This window comes from Streptomyces sp. NPDC002889, from assembly GCF_042888425.1.
GTDB lineage: Bacteria > Actinomycetota > Actinomycetes > Streptomycetales > Streptomycetaceae > Streptomyces.
The window spans coordinates 85,883-103,405 of record NZ_JBIAPT010000023.1 but is presented as its reverse complement, the minus strand read 5'-3'; the positions used below and the strand labels follow the sequence as shown (position 1 = coordinate 103,405).

9 protein-coding genes are annotated in these 17,523 nt (G+C 70.9%); all 9 read left to right on the top strand.

Annotated features, from left to right (window positions below; translation table 11 throughout):
• Window positions 1-65: 65 nt before the first annotated feature.
• The 9 genes from ACFYWI_RS29590 (at window position 66) to ACFYWI_RS29550 (ending at window position 17,516) form a co-directional block, all read left to right on the top strand.
• Window positions 66-2,546, top strand: a complete 2,481-nt coding sequence (locus ACFYWI_RS29590) for a VWA domain-containing protein (RefSeq protein ID WP_389238337.1) — start codon at window positions 66-68, stop codon at window positions 2,544-2,546.
• Between the two features lie 143 nt (window positions 2,547-2,689).
• A complete protein-coding gene (locus ACFYWI_RS29585; RefSeq protein WP_389238335.1) occupies window positions 2,690-6,574 on the top strand; it encodes a tubulin-like doman-containing protein in 3,885 nt (1,294 codons plus the stop codon).
• Window positions 6,571-9,327 (top strand): hypothetical protein, encoded by a 2,757-nt coding sequence (locus tag ACFYWI_RS29580; RefSeq protein WP_389238332.1) that lies wholly within the window; start codon window positions 6,571-6,573, stop codon window positions 9,325-9,327. The genes ACFYWI_RS29585 and ACFYWI_RS29580 overlap by 4 nt, the downstream gene beginning before the upstream one ends.
• On the top strand, window positions 9,324-10,520 hold the full coding sequence (locus tag ACFYWI_RS29575) for a hypothetical protein (protein ID WP_389238330.1): 1,197 nt from the start codon (window positions 9,324-9,326) through the stop codon (window positions 10,518-10,520). The genes ACFYWI_RS29580 and ACFYWI_RS29575 overlap by 4 nt, the downstream gene beginning before the upstream one ends.
• A complete protein-coding gene (locus tag ACFYWI_RS29570; RefSeq protein WP_389238328.1) occupies window positions 10,517-11,611 on the top strand; it encodes a hypothetical protein in 1,095 nt (364 codons plus the stop codon). Before ACFYWI_RS29575 ends, ACFYWI_RS29570 begins: the two co-directional genes overlap by 4 nt.
• A 6-nt stretch (window positions 11,612-11,617) precedes the next feature.
• Window positions 11,618-13,873: a hypothetical protein gene (locus ACFYWI_RS29565; RefSeq protein ID WP_389238326.1), complete on the top strand. Its 2,256-nt coding sequence runs from the start codon at window positions 11,618-11,620 to the stop codon at window positions 13,871-13,873.
• A gap of 129 nt (window positions 13,874-14,002) precedes the next feature.
• Window positions 14,003-15,280, top strand: coding sequence for a toll/interleukin-1 receptor domain-containing protein (locus ACFYWI_RS29560; protein ID WP_389238324.1), 1,278 nt, complete (start codon window positions 14,003-14,005; stop codon window positions 15,278-15,280).
• Window positions 15,277-16,308, top strand: a complete 1,032-nt coding sequence (locus tag ACFYWI_RS29555) for an AAA family ATPase (protein WP_389238322.1) — start codon at window positions 15,277-15,279, stop codon at window positions 16,306-16,308. Before ACFYWI_RS29560 ends, ACFYWI_RS29555 begins: the two co-directional genes overlap by 4 nt.
• Before the next feature lie 494 nt (window positions 16,309-16,802).
• Window positions 16,803-17,516 carry a hypothetical protein gene (locus ACFYWI_RS29550; protein WP_389238320.1) on the top strand — a complete coding sequence of 238 codons (714 nt, stop codon included), beginning with the start codon at window positions 16,803-16,805 and terminating at the stop codon, window positions 17,514-17,516.
• Window positions 17,517-17,523 lie beyond the last annotated feature (7 nt).

Genomic DNA, 17,523 nt, shown 5'->3' with positions numbered 1-17,523 from the left:
CGCGGCACGCGGATGCCGCGCAGTGCGCTGAGGGGCCTCTTGCGAGGTTGTGGGGAGTGGCAAGCGTGGAAGACGACGCGGGTTCGTCAGCGGTTCGGGCCGACGGCGCCTTGACAGGAGCGGTTGATCCGCCCACCTCGATCCAGGTCACCGGCGCTCGGCGCCCGGGCTCGACCGTGTTGCCCGGCCGGGTGCTCACTCGCGGCCTGGCTGTGCTCGGAAGTGCCTTACTGCTCACGGGACTTCTGTCCCCCGGGGCCGGAGCCACTTCCGACCACTCACCGCCCGCAGCACCGGCCGCCGCGTCCGACGACCCGATCAACTACGCCGTCGCGGTGGACGAGTCCGCCAGCCTCGCGCCCGGGGACATCGACCGCGAGAAGGACGCCGTCTCGGCGATCGCCGTCGGCGAGCCGTCACCGAAGTCGCGGATGGTGGTGTTCGGCTTCGCCAGCGCCGACACACCGAACCAGTCGCCCGTCGACGAGGTCTGCCCGGTCACGGAGCTGGACGTCGCCGGGCGGGAACGCATCGGCGAGTGTGCGTCCGAACTCCGCCGCCGCGAGCCGGACGAAGGCTCGGGTACCGACTTCATCTCCGCCGTGCGGCAGGGCGTGGCCCGGCTCACCGAGGCCCCCGGGCCCGCCGTCCCCCGGGTCCTGTTCCTGCTCACCGACGGCCGGCTCGATGTGAAGGACAGCTACACCTACCGGGATCTGGACGATGCCAGCCGGGACGACGCCGTGGAGAGGGACCTTCAGCAGGCACTGAAGCAGGCCGCAGAGGCGAAAGTGCAGATCTGGCCGCTCGGCTTCGGCTCGGACATCGACCGGGACGCGCTGCGCGGCCTCGCGGCCGGCGGCTACCAGGCCGGTTGCAAGGACATACCCGAGGCCAGACCGAAGGCCGCGGTGGTGTCGAAGGCCGAGGATGTCGGTGAGGCACTGGAGACCGCGTTCTCCGCCGCGCGCTGCCTCTACCGGGAGCCGGGTGACAGCGGACGCCCGCCGGCCGACCTCACGGTCCGTGTCTCGCCCCTGGCAACCGTGGGCACGATCGTGGTCTCCAAGCGGGACCCCGAGGTCACGGCCACCTACTACGACCCGAACGGCAAGAAGATCTCCACGGCGGATAGCGGGGACGACTCCACGTTCGAGTTCGCCGGGCGCAACCGGGCGGTGGAGTCGTTGCGCATCACCCGTCCGGTTCCCGGTGAGTGGCGGGTGCACCTCGACGCGCCCGAGGGCCACCGTGATCAGCTGGCCAGTATCAGCGTCCTGTGGCGAGGCGCCGTACGCTCGAGCATCTCGCTGGAGAAGCCGTCCCCGAGGGCAGGGCAGAAGACGGATGTCCATGTCCAGTTGCTGACCCGCGACAACGTCAAGCTCGACGAGCGAGATCTGCGGGGCATCTCCGTGGCCGGGAAACTGACCGGCGACGGCTTCCGACAGGTGGCCATCGAGCTCACGGACGGCGGCGAAGGCGCGGACAAGAGGGCGAACGACGGAGAGTTCTCCGGCACGGTGACCGTTCCGCGGAAGGCCACCGGCGCGCTGATGTTCTCCAGCACCGTGGCAGCGGTCGGCCTCAGTCCCGACAACCGGCCCTATCCGACCCGGATCGCCCCGGTGAACGTGAAGTTCGACGCCGTACTCGGCATACCGAGGGGCACCGTCCATCCCGGCGGACGGGTCCACGGCACCGTCGCGGTCAGCAACAGGGATTCCACCGAGCGCACCGTACGCCTCGCCCTCGCCGACACGGAGGGCACCGGGCTCAGCGTCAGCCCGGCGGAGGTGACGGTCCGGCCCGGTGCATCGCGCACCGTGGACGTCACCCTGAACGTGGGCAGCACTGCCGAACTCGGCATGCCCGTCAAGGAGGACGGTCTTGTCCTCGGGGGCAAGGTCATCGCCGCCGAGGACGACGCCGTGCTCGACGACGCCTCGCTCGACATCACCGTCACCCCGCGGCCCAGCGACATCGAGGTGCTCTGGAACAGGTGGTGGCCTGTGGTCATCATCGGCACCGCCCTGTTCGCCGTGCTGCTCGCTGTGCTGTTGTCCCGCCGCCGTCTTCGCCGGTGGCAGATCGCACCCGGAGGCCTGGTCCTGGAACTGCGCGACGCCGGCAACCGGACGGTTGCCGAGCACAAGGCCAAGACAGGCCGGGGCAACTGGTACGAGTTCGAACTCGTCGACGCCGCCACCGACAGCCCCCGGATCCAGCGCCGCCCCGGCGGGGGGTACGCGGTACGACGCAGTCCGGACGGAGGCGCGGTCGTACGCTCCCGCGGGCAGGCGGATCGGACGCTGCGCCACGGAGACTCCATGACCATCGCCGACGGGCTGACGCTGCACATCGCCGAAGGCAGCGGCCGCAGACCCGCGCGGCCGGGCCGGTACGGCATCTCGGCCCGCAAAGCAGGCTCCGGCCGTCCGGAACAGGGCAGCGGTCGGGCCGGGACAACACCGGGCGATCCGAGCGGAGTGACCGGCTCGTATCCGTCGGGCGTCCCCGGCGGCACGTACCACGAGGACCTCTGAGACCCGATCCCCGGCGGCGCGCCGCCGGTGCCCGAGCCCCGTCCTGTTCCCGGGGCCGTGGCCCGCACGCCGCGATCCCCCCGCTCACCTACCCGACCATCCGTGACCGGAAGCCCAACGGGCCCCGGTGAAGGGCGAAACCCATGAAGATCTTCCAGCCGATGCTCTTCGTCGGCCTGGGCGGCACCGGCGGGCTCGTCGGCTCCGAGCTCGAGCGACGGCTGCGCGCCGAGCTGTGCGGGCCCGACGGCACGGCGCTCAACAGGCTGGGCATACAGCTGCGCTACCAGCTCCCGGAGTGCCTTCAGTTCGTCTACGCGGACTTCAGCGAGTCGGAACTCGCCAGGCTCCCGCATCTGAGCGCCGACAACTCGTTGCGAGCCGCCTACAGCCGTACCTCACGTGCCACTCATGATCTGCTCCCCGACTTCGACAGTTCCCCCGAAGTCACCAGAATGCTGCGCGCGGTGATGCGGGACGAGGCCGCAGGCTGGCTGCCGCCGCGCGAGGGCGAGCCGAAGGTCACCCCTCTGCGCAACGGCGCCGGACAACTGCCCACCGTCGGCCGCGCCGGCCTCTTCGGCACGCTGCGGCACGGCCTGACGCCGGTGATGGGGCCGCTGATGCAGGCCATCGACGCCATCAGCCGCTCCGGAGGGGAACTCAGCCAGCTCGGCGGGGGGCCCATGTCCGGCTGCGACGTGTTCGTGGCCTTCTCGGTGGCAGGAGGTACCGGAGCCGGGATCTTCCTCGACTACCTGCATCTGATCGGCGAGGCGTTCAAGGCCAAGAACTTCGCCGGTGCCAGGATCTACCCGCTGGTCGTCATGCCCTCCGCCTTCTCCCCGTCCGCGGGAGGCGGCCGGGAGGCGGAACTCAACGCGGCCAGAGCCGTGGTGGACCTCTTCCGCCTCGTGGACGAGCAGAACGTGCCCACCGCCGAATCCGACCTCGGCGACACGGCGCAGGAGTCCGCGCTGCACATCCGCTACCCGGGCGTGCACCCGATCCGTCTGAGCACCGGCATGGTGCCGACAGCGTTCCTGTTCAGCCGCACCGCCGGTATCCGCCCCGACGACCTGCGCCGCTCCATCGTCTCGTTGGTGATGTCGCTGATCGGCACCGAGCTGGGCGACGGCGCAGGCCCCCGCGGCCGCGCCGACGACGACTACCAGACGTTCGCCGCGAGCTTCATCAACCGCGGCCTGCACCGCGCCGCGAGGGCCGCTTCCGGTATCGGCCACCAAGGTGTCTCCACCAGCCTGGTCGCCTCCATGACCGCGCCGCTGGACGAGCTGGCCGAGCTGGTCTCCTCGCGCATGCTCGCCACGTCGGTACGCCGTCTGACCGAGCCGGGCAGGCAGGCGAGCCACGCGTACACGGGCACTGTCCGCCGGATGTTCGCCGACTCCGGGCTCGACGAGCTGTGGGTACGCGAGGCCCTGCCCGTACCCGACCCCGACCCGCTTCCGCGTGGCGGTGCCGATATCGAGCAGGCGCTGCGCGACAGGGTCAGCGATATGCAGGCACTCCTGGAGGATCTGCGCCGCCGCGTCTCCCGCCGCGCCCCGGCGCTCGCCGAGCAGTTCGCCCCCCGTGCGGCGGTGGAACGGCTGCTGCGCTCCAACGACCTGTTCCAGGTGGACCGGATCATCAAGGGCGTTCCCGGCGACCCGGACCCCGTCACTGTGCTCGGCTTCCTCGGCATGCTGGAGAACCGCAGCCGAGAGCCCGGAAGGCCTGCCGGAGTGGAGGCGCAGCCCCCGGCCGTCCCCCGGATCAAGAGCAAGATGGGCGGTCTCTCCAAGGCGAGATGGGGCGACGACGACGTGGTCGCGGCGGTCGAGGCCCAGAACCGCTGGTACAAGTGGCGCAGCAGGGGCATCTGGCACGAGGCCTGGCGGGAACAGGAGCAGCGCTGGCGCCCTGCCGCGGTGGCGGTCAACCAGGAGGTGGCCCTGCTGGTCGAGGCGTTCCGCAAACAGGTCGAGGAAGAGCCCAGGGCGTTCGCGGAGCAGGTGCAGGAACTCTACGACGACCGTACGGGTGTGTCGTATCTGCTGCCCCCGCAGAACAACCTGCACGAGTTCTACGACGACCTGATGGAACGCCTCATCAAGCGGGTCAACCTGCGCGACAACGACGACGAGGCCGCGCTGCTCCTCAAGCTGGTCGACGGCGACCGCTGGCAGGCAGCGCACAGTTCGGGACGGCGTAACCCGGGGGCCGCCGTCGCGGTGGTCAAGGCAGCGGTGGAGCAGCGGATCAAGACGCTCTTCGCGGAGAGCGGGATGCACGCGGACGAGCGGCCGCTTCTGCCGTCGATGGGGATGCTGCTGGCCGCCGCGGCCGGGGTGGGGGACGCTGCCGAGGAGATCGGCAAGAGCGCGATCGAGCAGTTCCGGTTCAAGATTGCGGGCCTGCTCCCGCACGGATTCGTCCCCGAGGGTCGCGGCCCGCTGAAGATCCTGATCGTCTACCCGCGCATCCAGGCCAAGGACGCGGTCGAGGAGTACCTGCGCAAGTCACTGCTGCTGCCGAGGGACGGCAAGCGGTCCATCGAGTTCCGGGGGGTGGAGACCGACTCCATCACCGTGGTGCTCTTCCGCAGCGAAATGAGCCTGACCGAGGTGCCGGAGGCCCGCAATGTGCTTCGGCAGTGGGCGAGGGCGAGCGGGGCGGAGCAGGTCGAGGACGTGCTGAGCTGGCGGCAGCGCCTTGGCTACCGCGACGACTGGCTGGCCAGCACCGAGCAGGACCGCCAGCACATCCTCCACCGCCTGCTGTGCGCCCTGTGGAACGGACAGGCGGACATCGTCGAGGGCGACGCCGACTCCCCCCGTCGGGTCCGTATCCGGCTGTACGAGGAGGAGGGCCCCCATGTGCCCGGGATGACTCTGCGGCTGGACGAATACCGGGACGAGATATCGGGCTGGGCCGGGCTGCTGCGTTCCTACGAGCGGTGGGCGCTGCTCGACGAGGGCAGCATCGTCGAGGACTACTGCGGCGTGCTGATGAGGGTCCAGCCGAAGAGCCTCGGGCTGTCGGGCAGCGAGCCGGACCCCCTGTACGTACAACTCGTCCACAAAGTGGCGCCGCACCAGCTCAAGATCCTCGAGGAGCGGGAGCGCCTCTACGGTCCGCGGAGCACCCAGTGGATCAGGCCGCTGAGGCAGTTCTGGTCCGAGACTCTCCAGGGCGCCCTGGATATCGAGTTCACGGACAAGGGGGCGTTCCAGCCGACGCTGCGGACCCTGGAGGCGGCGATGCTGGGGCAGCGGCCCGACGGCGGGAGGGGGCATCCGGGGGCCGAGCCGCCGCCGCGGGCCCCGCGACCGCAACGACGCGATGAGGGGGACGACTGGGGAACGCGTCCGCTGTACCCGTCGCAGCCCGAGCGGGACGGCGGGCCCGCCCCCGACCGCGCGTACCCTGACGACACCTGGCAAGGCCCCGCCCGTCACGGCCGGTCCGACTCCTCCGGCCGATCCGAGTGGTCCGACAGGCACGAGCGGCCCGCTGCTTTCGACGGTGCCGACGGCGCCGGGCGGACCGACGGCGGGGACCGTTCCGCTGATCGCACGGTGCCCGAGCGGGACCGGCCCGCATCCTCGGACGGTGAACGACACCCATGGACGCCGGAAGACCCGGGCAGGAGCACACCGGCCGACGAGCCGTCAGCCGACGGGGCTGCCGCCCCCCGCCGCCTGGCCCAGGACGACTTCCCGTGGGAGGACGGCAGCACGGACGATCCGCCGGATCCGCCCGTGAAGCCGTATGGACGGCAGACGGCGGAGCCGGGCCCGCAGGTGCCCGGTGGTGCCTCGTCACCTGCCGAGCCGCTGTCTCCCGTGTATCCGCCCTACCGGGCCGACGCCGGTGACACGCAGGACGGCTGGCCGGGCGAGGACCGCGACCTTCCGTGGACCGCCGGGTTCGCCGGCACGGACGGGGACGAGCCGGACGCCTCCGGCGCAGCGGCGGAGGACCGCACGACGCGTAATCCCTGGGAGCGTGACCCCGAGTGAGCCCTGCCAAGGACGCCGCGAGGCCGGTGATCGTGCTGGACCTGCGGTCCGGTGCGCACACCCTGGCCGCGCCCGGGGCCCTGCGGGCCACCGTTCAGGAACAGCTGCGGCGGGAGGGGCTGCCCGAGCCGGAGGACTACTACCGGTTCCTCGTGGTCGATACGCCGCATGGGCTGACTGCCCATCACAGCCTGTATGAGCAGATCCTCGGCTACCGCACCGTCGGGCAGCATGTGCGCGTGCTGTGCCTGGTCGTCGGCGACCTGCCCGGGTCCGCGAGCGACGAGGCGCACGGCGGCGCGCAGCCCGCACCCGGCGGCGTGCCGGAGGAGGGCAACGAGGCCGGGTACGGCCGCCGCATGCAACGTCCTGCCGCTCTGCGGGGTCCGGACGCCGGCCTGCTGTGGGCCGGAGACCTGCGGGCGGCCCGGACGGCGGGCGATCCCGTCTCCGCCGACGACCCGGACGCGCTGGCGATCCTGGTGGATCTGCTGCGTGCCCTGTTCGACGACACCCTGGAAACGCTCGCCCAGTTTCCCGACGCCGTAGCGGTGCCCGGAGTGCGGGTGCTGGAGCACGATCTGTCGGAAGCCGCCAGAACCCGGGCGTGGCGCCAGGCACTGAGCCGGTTCGCGGGCGACCGGGCGGAGGCCGGCGCCCACGCCGCGCGCGAGCGGGGCGAGGGCATCTCCGTCGAACTGCCCAAGCCCATGGACGAACTGGCGGCAGGGCGGCCCGCAGGTCGTGTCCCCGGCCCCCGCGTTCCCGGAGGGCCGGCGGATCGCGCCCACCTGAACTGCGCCAACGCGCTCAACGATGCGTGGGAGGCCGTGGATCGGTTCCGTGGTCCCGGTGGCCTGGTCACCGGGGCCGGAGGACGCGCCGCCGCCCAGGCGCTGGACGATGCGGCCCACGGCCTTGCCGGCTATCGGCAACTGGTGCTGAAGGCACTGCAGGACGGCGGGCCTGCGGCCGGCGCGGGCACTGCCGAGTCCACACTCCGGCTGGCGGAACTGGGCATTCAGGTGCCGCCGCATGCCGGTGGCAGGGAAGGGACCGGAGAGGGGCTGCGCAGACTTGCCGAGCGGATGCTCGGCGAGCGGCTCGCGCTGCGGAGCGTCGCGGAACGCTTTGCGGCGCTCTCCGAGCAGGTGGCGCCCGTTCCCGGCGCCGCACTCCTTCCGGAGGTGGACCGGCGATGCCCGACGGAGCTGTTGGAACGGGTGTCGGCGGCGCAGCGGTTCACCGTGGCCGCTGCGTCACCGGGACAGCTTGCCGGAGCCCTCGTCGCCACCGCCCTGGCCGCACTGTGGACCTGGCCGGTCACACTCGCGGCTCTCGCCGTCCTGCTGGTGCTCGTCGGCGGCAGCCTGCTTGCGGGTGCGCGCCGCCCGAACCGGGAAGCCGGCGCTGCCATGGCCGGTTCGGCGTCCACCGGTGCCCTGCCGCAGGCGGCGGCGGCGCTGCTCGGGGCCGGCGTGGGTGCCTGGTCGGCGACGTTGTGGAAGGTCCCCCCGTGGGCAGGCCTCACCGGGCTGCTGCTCGGCCTCGGTCTCGCTGTCGTCCTGGTCCTTCTGCGCTGGAGCCAGGCTGTGGACCGCTGGTGGGAGCGGACCGGGGCGGCGGACGCGCAGCGAGCCCTGGACGGGCTCGACGCCCTGCTGGCCGAGGCGGTCCTGCGGCAATGGTGGGCGGCCGACGAAAGGATGTACTGCGCGAACGCGGCACGCATGGTCGCCGGGGCGCTGCGCGGCGCCGCTGCCTCCGCCGAGGCCCTTGACGGCGCAGTGGCACGCGGTAGCGGACCCGGGCAGTCCGGCGACGGGGGCTGGGGCGAGCCGCCGGCCCAGGAGCCCGTGTCCCGCGCCGTGGGGGAGGCTCCGGCCGGTACGGAGCTCCCGGACTGGATGCCCGCGCCCGATGCGTACGAGCGGATTCCCGGGTCCTCCGAAGGGGCGCCGGGGCCGGGGGACGGACCCCCCGAGACCGCCCCGGCGGGCGTCCGTGCGACGGCCGATCGTCCGTCAGGTGAGGGTCCCGCGTGGCTGGACAGGGAGGCGGGTGAGGGCGGACCGGACCTGGTCGAAACTCTGGTCGGCGACCTCGTCGACGCCGTGGTGACCGCTCTGGAACCTTACTGGGGAGCCGTCGAACGCGGCCGGGCAGGAGGTGCCGCGCTGACCCGTATCGAGCAGGGAGTGCGCGAGCAACTCGGCGCGGCACACCGGCACCTGCTGCGCAACGGCGTGGTCTCCGCGCCTCCGTTCGCGCGGTTCCAGCAGCGGCGCGGCACCTCGGAGGGGCTGCTGGGCATAGGAGCGCAGCGCGTCGCCGAGGCTACCGACCCCAACCCGGACCTGTACAAGGTCGTCCAACTCGTGTCGCCCGAGCAGGCGCCGCTGTTGAGCCGGGACCCGTCCGCCGTGGAGTGGATCAGGTTTGCACCGGAGGCGGTGTGGAACGGAGCCGAGGCCCGCCACGCCCTGGATCCGGAATCGCCGCCCGCGGCGGCGGACGCCTCCGCCGGGACGCCCCCGGTGGTCCGCAGCCGCGCCGTGTGGACCTCGTCCGGGCGCTACGCCGGGCTGCTCAGGCTCGTCCCCCTGAGGGCAGGCGTGGTGGAGAGCGTACGGCTGCGGGAGTGGGCCGATGGCGAGGACGGCGCGTACGAGGACGCGGACTGGCACGGCCAGGGCGGCGACGACTGGACAAAGCCGCGGGAACTGCCCGATCACGAGGAGAACCCGTGGTGAGTGAACGAAAGTCAGGCGCGGGCAGCGGCACGGAGGCGACTCCGGAAAAGGAGCTGCACGGGCGCGATCCCGTCTTCGGCCGGACCGCGCGCTCGCCACTGGCTCCTTCCCTGGGGGCCACCGGCGGCGGAACGGCCCAGGAGCACTCTTCCAGGCCGGGCCACGACGAGCCGCCGGAACTCTCCTTCACCACTCCCGGCGGCAGACGGCACCACGTCGCCGCGCGTTTCGGCCGGGATCTGCAGCGGGTGGTACGTCCTCCCCGCGTGGCCCGCGAGGTGCGGCTCGGCGACGCCTGGCAGGGTCTCCAGGTGCGGCTGTGCGCGGCTGACGCTTCCGATCCGCACGAGTACCACGTCCTGGAGACCGAGGTGGGCGTCGCGCTGACGGTCCACCGGGCCTTCTCCGGCACTCCGTTCCAGGGCCTTTTCCCGGTCCCGGTGGGCTATGACATGGACGCGGCCGAACCGTTCCTGATCTACGCCGACCCCCGAGGTGAGCCGGCGACCTCTCTCGCCCACGGCATCTCCACCACCGACCAGCGGATCATCGAACGCGATCTGGTGCTCGCCATCCGGCTGTTGGAGAGCCTCGGTCTGGTCCACCGCGGAATCGTGCCCGCCGCCGTCCGGTGGGACGGCGAGAGGACTCAGCTGTGGGACCTCGGGGCGGTGGCGCGTACCGGCACTCCGCGCGCCCCCTGGGGAGCCCCTCCCTATGCCTCCCCCGAGCAGCGCGCCGGAGTCGGCGACGTCGAGGCCAGAGACGCCCTGTGGAGCGCGGCCCAGCTCATGTACCAGCTCGTGGCAGGGCGTCAGGGCAGCCCGGACGGTCCGCCTGCGGACCTGGAGGCCCACCGCTCGCTGGTTCAGACCCTGGGCGGCGCCTTCGCCCCCAAGGCCGAGGACCGTCCAACGCCGGGGAAACTGCTCGGCCTGCTGATGCCCGACTCCGACCCGTACGCCATGGTGGCGGCACGCCCCGACCCGCTGGAGCCGCACCGCAGGGAGTTCGACGCCGCCCTGGCGCGCAAGCGCGCGGCGGCCGGGCTCGACCTTGACGGCTCAGGACCGCACAACGATCCGCACCCCACCGAGCCTCTCCTGGCTCCGGACGGCACGGGCCAGCCGGGCCGAAGGCGCGCGTGGTTCAACGGGGGCACGGGCGACCGTGGCGGAAGGGGACGCCGATGACCAGCACCGTACCGCAGCTCGAGCCCGGCCAGGTGATCTGCCCCTACTGCCTGGAGATCGTCACCTACGACGAGCGGGCCCTCCACACGCGCAACGAAAGGCTCCAGTACGACAGGCTGGACATCTCCAAGCTCACCAACCCGCTGCGACGCGCCGACGTCCTGCGCAGCGCGTTCCAACGCTGCGGCAACACCGAGGACATCAAGCCGCACTACATCCCGGTGCCCTACCTCACCCACGGACGCCCGCTGACCGTGGCCATGGTCGGAACCTCGGGCACGGGCAAGAGCCACCTCCTCACCCAGATGATCGCCGAGGTGACGGACGGCGGCCTTGAGCCCTACGGGGTGAAGTGGCAGTCGGTCAACCCGGCCGACCACTCCGTCTTCATCAGGGAACGGGTGGCCCTCCTCCGAGCGGGCGAACAGCTCGAGGCCACCGGACAGACACCCTTCGCCGAATTCGTCGAGGCGCTGCTGCTGACCGGGGTGGACGGGCAGGTACGTCCGGTCGCCTTCTTCGACCTGGGAGGTGAGGACCTGGTGCGTACCGACGCCCTGCTGCGCTTCCTGCTCGGCGTGGACGCACTGGTGTTCGTGGTCGATCCGGTCCTGGCGTTCGGACTGCCACAACTGGACGACGCGCGAAAGCAGTACGGCCTCGAAGTCAGCCGGAGCGATCCGGCTTTCGAGACCGTGCTCGACCGGTTGCCGCGCCAGGGCCCCTACCTCGACGTCGCCACCGCTCTGGTGATCGGCAAGGCGGACCTGCTGCGCTTCGAACCACCGGTGGACCGCTGGCTGAGCGAACCGTCCTCGGTCCCGGCGGACCCGCGGCGGCTGCGCGAGGAAAGCCGCGACGTGTACGCCTTCTTGCGGCGGCACGCCGCACCGGCCTGGCTCCGGCCGTTCGACAGCGCACTGCGCTGCACCCTGCACTTCGCCTCCGCGACCGGAGGCCAGCCACAGAACGGCCTGTTCCCGCACGGGGTGCGCTCACGCCGGGTCCTGGGGCCGCTGGTGTCCATCCTCGCGATGTGCGGGTTGCTGAGCAGGGACCCGGAACGCAGGCCCTCGGCCGTGGGGATGTGACACGACGTGAGCGACGACAGCCGTGAGGAGATGCTCGACCAGCTCGTCTTCCGCTGGGAGGGCAACCGCGACCGGCACGACACGGGCATCACGGCCGTGGACTACTCGTGCGACGACGAACGCGCCCAGGCTCTGCGGGCCAGGCTGGCACCGCTGCTGCGCGTGGAGGGAGGAAGGAAAAAGAGCCTGGTCCGTGTCGTTCTCGAAGAGACCGGCGAAGTCGTGGTCATCCGCCGCAGGCCGGATCCTGACGCCCTCGGCAGGCAGAGCACGCTGTCGCATGCTCTGGTGGGCAGTCCGACGGCCCTGCATCCCCAGGTATGCCTGACTCTGAACTCCTGGACATGGGCAGAGCGGGATCTCGCCGAGCAGGCGTCCGGGGGGATGCCGCGGGTGCGGGTCGGCCAGGTGAACGAAGTCGCTCGCGACCAATGGGCATCGTTCGCCGGGTTTGTGTCGAGAGTAGAGAAGGCGTTGACCGCGGTGGTGGCGCAGGTGTTGCGCCGGCCCCGCTCCAGGGTCTCGGTCCGCATCTCGGAGATCTCCGAGACCGGCCATTACGCGCCGCTCCTGATCTGGGGGTTGTGCGGTGTCTTCGGCGACTGGCTCGGCGACGACTACTGGACCTTCGCGACGTACGACACCGTGGACTCGAACGGGCTACGGATGGTCTGTATGCCGCAATGGCGGCAATCGGCCACCCAGGACACACACCTGGAGCGGATCGCTCTCAAGGATCCGCTTCAGGACGAGGCACATCAGGTGGCGACAGAGTTGGTGCGGCTCTTCCTCTCGGTCCCGGATCAGCCCACGGAGCTCCGGCGCTTGCTGCGCCGGTGCCCCGAAGGCCCCGAACTGCCGCAGGAGGAACGGCTGGCACGGCTCGGGGACCTCGTGGCCCCACGTCGTGCCCAGACCCAGTACCGGCCGCTCACAGCTGCCTCACCGATGGCCGGCCCGCAGGAGGCCAGGACGGAGGAGCGTAGGAGCCCCGGCGCCGCGGCGCCGCTTCCCCACGGCGAGGGCGTCTACATCTGCGACCAGGGCCCCCTCGGCGAGCAGACCCACAACGACGAGCACACCGGCTTCCAGGAACAGCTCCGCCCGGAGAAGTGGGACCGTCCTGGAGAGCAGGAGCCCTCCTCCACCGACTCCACCCCCGCGGTCACGTATCGGAGTGCGGCACTGTCGTACGAGGAATCGGACCTGCTCCACGCTCCGCAGACTCCCGCCGACCCGGCGGAGCAGGTCACTTCTGCGCCGGATCGACATCCCGTGCTCGAGCCGCTTGCGCATGAGCATCATGGGCACGAGGTGTCTTTGCACAAGCCGCCGCGTGAGCCGGCATCCGCGGGACCGCAGGCCGACCACCACTCTGCGCAGGCGGACCGGGCCTGGCATGCCCCTGCGTGGCGACCCGGCTACGCCGCACCGGGTGCGGCGGAAGACGGGTCGTCCGGGCAACCGTTGCCGCCGGGGTCAGGAGAGGTGCCCGTCGCCGAGAAGCCAGCGATGCCGCGTCCGGGCACGCCTCTCACGGGGCCCACGCCGTCGCAGACAGGGCCCGCAGTGATGCGCCAGGAGTCCGGGCCGCAGGTGCGTCACCGCACGGATGATGAGAGAGCCGCGACCATCGCGGCCAGTGAGGACAGTGGACGGGCCGCACCGCGCGGGCTCGTCAGGATGTCCGACACGGAGCTCCTCGACAGGCTTCGTCCGCAGGATCTGGCGCGGCCGTCCGTCGTATCGCTGCTCGTCGAACTCGAAGCCAGGGTGCCGAGGCGCTCCCCGCAGGAAGCGGAGACGGTGTGCCGCGAGGTGCTCGACCAGCGTTTGTACCTCTATCACCATCTTCCCGGAGCTGACGCCGACGATCCCGAACAGGACCGGCAGGCAGCGGAGACGGCTGTCCGGCTGTTCCGCTGGGCCGTGCTGCCGTACGCCGGGCGCCCCGGCCACGCGGACGCCCTTGACAGACTGATCCGCACGCTGTGTGCCAATGGTGGGCCGGCGGAACGCGACGTGCTGGAGCGAGCTGTTCCCGACTTGATCCGCCATCTCCTGCAAAGGTCCGCGTCGCCGCTACCGGGCCTGCACGATCGGTTCCTGTCGCGGCTGCGCCGAAGCCCGGGCGCCCGGCAGGGACCGCAGCATGGTGCGCACTCCGCGATGTCTCCGGACGACCGATGGAAAGCCGGATTCATCGGCATGGCTCTCGTCGCCGTTCTCCTGTTTCTCTTCTTGGTCGCGGCGTGGGGATGAGTAATCGAGGTTGACCAGAGCGGGGCACATGAACCGAAATGAAAGACGGCAAGGCCGACGGGCCGGCCGGTGCGATGGAGATGACGCGTGGTGAGATCCCAGGAGCGCCCGGGGGAGGGCGGCCAACTGATGCGGCAGCGGGTGTTCATCAGTCACAGCGCGGAGGTGGAGGACTTCGACTGGGGGGTGTGCCTCGCGGTCCGTCAGGGCTTGGAGAGCGCCGGTTACGCGGTCTTCCTGGACAGGAAATCGGTTCACAGGCAGGAGGATTGGGAACCGCAGATACGCAAGCACCTGGCGAGTTGCCACGCCGCGGTTTTCGTCATCGGCCGGCGTGCGCTCGATTCGGAGTGGGTGCGACGCGAGGCCGAGATCCTGCGGCAGAGAGACCACCTCCAGGGAATCTTCCTGGTGACCGTCCTGCTGGACGGGGTTTCGCCATCGGATCTGGAATCCGCGCATCTGGACGTGCTCAGCAACAAGCAGGCCATCAAATGCGGTTCCAAGGCCAGGCCGACGCCTTCAGTGGTCGCCGGCAAAGTGGCCCGGGAGTTCGCGAAGCTCCCTCGGCTGCCTGACGAGGACGAGCGGATGCAGGGCTGGATCGAGCGCGTATCACTCATGCTGCGCCGCGGGCGCCCGGAACCGAGCGCTCTCGAGGAAGCGGCGAACATGCTCGGGCTGGAGGAGGGCGAGGCCCAGCAGGCCGGACGCTACAACGGCGAGCGGCTGCTCGCCCGCCGTCTGCTCGGCGCCGGTCTGGGTGAGACCGTGCCCGCTGCCGTGGGCCACCTGTACGCCGCATTGGGGCCCGCAGGAGGTGAGCTGGCCAGACAGATGGCCCCGACATGGGTGGACGCCACCGCGGCTCGTGGACTGATCCCGGCCGAGGGAGTCGACACGGGACGGGTCATCCTGCTCAACGCTTATGCCAAGGAGACCGCGGAACACTATATCGACCGGGCGATGTGCAAGGACCCCAGCAGTTACGGAAAGGGATTCACCATCGCGCTCGAAGGCGATGAGACAGAGGCTGCGGCCCTGTTCAGGAGGGAGTTGGCGGGTGCCCTGTGGGAAATGGCTGCCGTTTGTCCCGGTGACAACTATGCCAAGCCGCCGGGAAGGGATTTCTACTTGGTCATACCCGTGGGGCGGGGCGCCCGAAGACGCATGCTCGCAGCCGTCGTACAGGAGATCCGGAGCGATTTCCCATGGCTCCACATCGTTGCTGTGCTGGACGGAACCGCGCCGGACGAGCGGCTGCGAGCGGAGTGGGGGCTGGGAGACGCCATTGTGGCCGACCCGGAGCTGAGCGCTGAAAGAGAGAGACTGGGTCATCTCAGGGTGAAGAACCTGTTCGACGCAGTCGAGGCAAGCTACGACATGCCGCGCAGGGGAGTGGGATGACCGGGAAGTCAAGCTACGGCTCCGTACAGACATGGGGGAGCCCGGACCGCGGGGACGGTACCCGCTATCTGATGCCCGACGAGGGACACCTCGCCGTCGAGGTCGCCCTCGCGACCGGACGCCCGCTGTTGCTCCGTGGCAAACCGGGCTGCGGCAAGTCCTCACTCGCGGTGCATGTGGCACAGGAACTCAACTGGCGCTACTACGAGCACGTCGTCACCTACCGCACGCATGCCACCGATCTGCTGTGGACCTATGACACGGTACGGCGTCTCGCCGACGCACAGGCGCGCGCGAACGGGGGCAATGAGCTCAACGACCACCGGTATGTACGTCCCGGACCGCTGTGGTGGGCGTATGCCCGGGATTCGGCGAGACGTCGTGGCGCACCCCAGGACTCGAAGGTGCGCGGCGGCGCCCCCGGGAACGACGGCACCCAGGAAATGTGCGAGGAGCCGTTCGGGGAGATGAACGAAGGCCGGTCACCTCACGGTGCCGTGGTCCTGATCGACGAGATCGACAAGGCAGACCCGGACGTTCCCAACGGCCTGCTGGTGCCCCTGGGGTCAGGGCAGTTCAGGGTGACGGAGACGGGCACAGTGGTCTGTATGGAACAGCTCACCGAGCCGGGTCCGGCGCCCGCCCGCCACCTTGTGGTGATCACGACCAACGAGGAACGCGAGCTGCCGCAGGCGTTCCTGAGGCGCTGTGTCGTTGCCTCGCTCCCTTCGCCCGGCGAGGACGGGCTGATCAAGATCGCCCGTGCGCATCTCACAGAGAGGTTCTGGGACAGCGAGCAGGAGGCCTTGGCGGCCGCCGTGGCCAGGGAGGTCCTTGCCGCGCGGGAACAAGCCGGGAAGGACAGAGTGCGCGCTCCCAGCACGGCTGAATACCTGGACGCACTGCGCGCCTGCCTTTCCCTCGAGATCCGCAGCGAGGCCGACCCCCGCTGGAGCCGGCTGCGAGACCTCGTCCTGGTCAAGCACCAGCAGCCCGAGGACGCGGCCGCAGGAGACGCGGGACGATGAGCGGTTGGCGTGACCGGGCGGGGCGCGGCGCAACGGATGCCAGGGGGGCGGGCACCGGGAGAGGGTGCGTATGGCTGGGAGATCTTGCCGTGGCCATCGCAGCGATCGCACCCGAGGACGAGGGGAAACAACGACGTATTGCCCGCCTCCTCGGTCTGGGCCCGTCGAGCTCGGCCGGACCGGCGGAGGGAGCACCGGCATGGAGTACCGGTGCCCCGTTGGAACACGCCGCGGCGGTCGCAGCCGGCAAACCGTCAGGGCCGTCGGCCGCTCAGGAGGTACGTGAATCGAAGCAGGAGGAGCAGGAGGAGCAGGAGGAGCACGGGGAGGAACGCGGACCGGGACAGGAAGAGCGTGGACCGCACGTGCCCACCACGGTCGGAGCGAACCGCCGTGACTCCAGGAGCTCCGGGCATTCCGGCCAGGTTGACGCAGACACGAACCGCGGCGCCACAGGGCAGCGCAGGCTCAGCCCGCTCGAGACCCTGCCCGCAATGTCCCGCCGCTGGTCGCGCCCCAGTGTCGCCAAGCCGGACCGCGAGCTGATGAGCCGACAGCCGCCGTACACGCCCCTGCTCGCGCCCTTGTCCACCGCCGCCCTGCTGAAGGCGGCACTCGCCGGCGCAGCACCCGAGGGCGAGGTGGAGGTGGAGACGACAGTCGATTTCCTCGCCCGAGGCCTGCCACTGACCGATCTGCCCCGGCGCATGATGCGGACCCTGCGCCACGGCGTTCAGATCCTGGTCGACCACGGGCCTGCGATGCAGCTGTTCTCCCGCGACCAGATGCAGCTGTGCCGACGGGTCGAGGCCCTGGTGGGAAAGGGAAGCACGGAGCGTCTGCGCTTTTCCTGCGCCCCCCTGCGTGGCGCGGGCAGGGGGCCGTTGTGGACCTGGCGTCCCTACCAGCCGCCGCCTCGCGGCGGTGCGGTTCTGCTGCTCAGCGACTGCGGAACGATCGGACCACCAGGAGACCACGACAGGAGTACGCCGGCCGAATGGCGGGAGTTCGCCGCCCTGGTGCGACGCCACGGCGCCCGCCCGGTGGCTCTGCTGCCCCTGCCGGAGAACCGAGTGCCTTCCTGGCTGCCCGCGACCATGCCGGTGATCGCCTGGGATCGTGGCACCACTGTGGGGCACGTCTCCGCCCGGGTGGGAGCAGCACGGGCCGACCGCGGCGCGAAAGTGGTTCCGGAGGGAGAGGGGTGAGGCCCCG

Coding starts and splice junctions, on each gene's coding strand:
- ACFYWI_RS29585 (WP_389238335.1), top strand. CDS start 2,690: ATGAAGATCTTCCAGCCGATGCTCTTCGTCGGCCTGGGCGGCACCGGC.
- ACFYWI_RS29570 (WP_389238328.1), top strand. CDS start 10,517: ATGACCAGCACCGTACCGCAGCTCGAGCCCGGCCAGGTGATCTGCCCC.
- ACFYWI_RS29560 (WP_389238324.1), top strand. CDS start 14,003: ATGCGGCAGCGGGTGTTCATCAGTCACAGCGCGGAGGTGGAGGACTTC.
- ACFYWI_RS29555 (WP_389238322.1), top strand. CDS start 15,277: ATGACCGGGAAGTCAAGCTACGGCTCCGTACAGACATGGGGGAGCCCG.
- ACFYWI_RS29550 (WP_389238320.1), top strand. CDS start 16,803: ATGTCCCGCCGCTGGTCGCGCCCCAGTGTCGCCAAGCCGGACCGCGAG.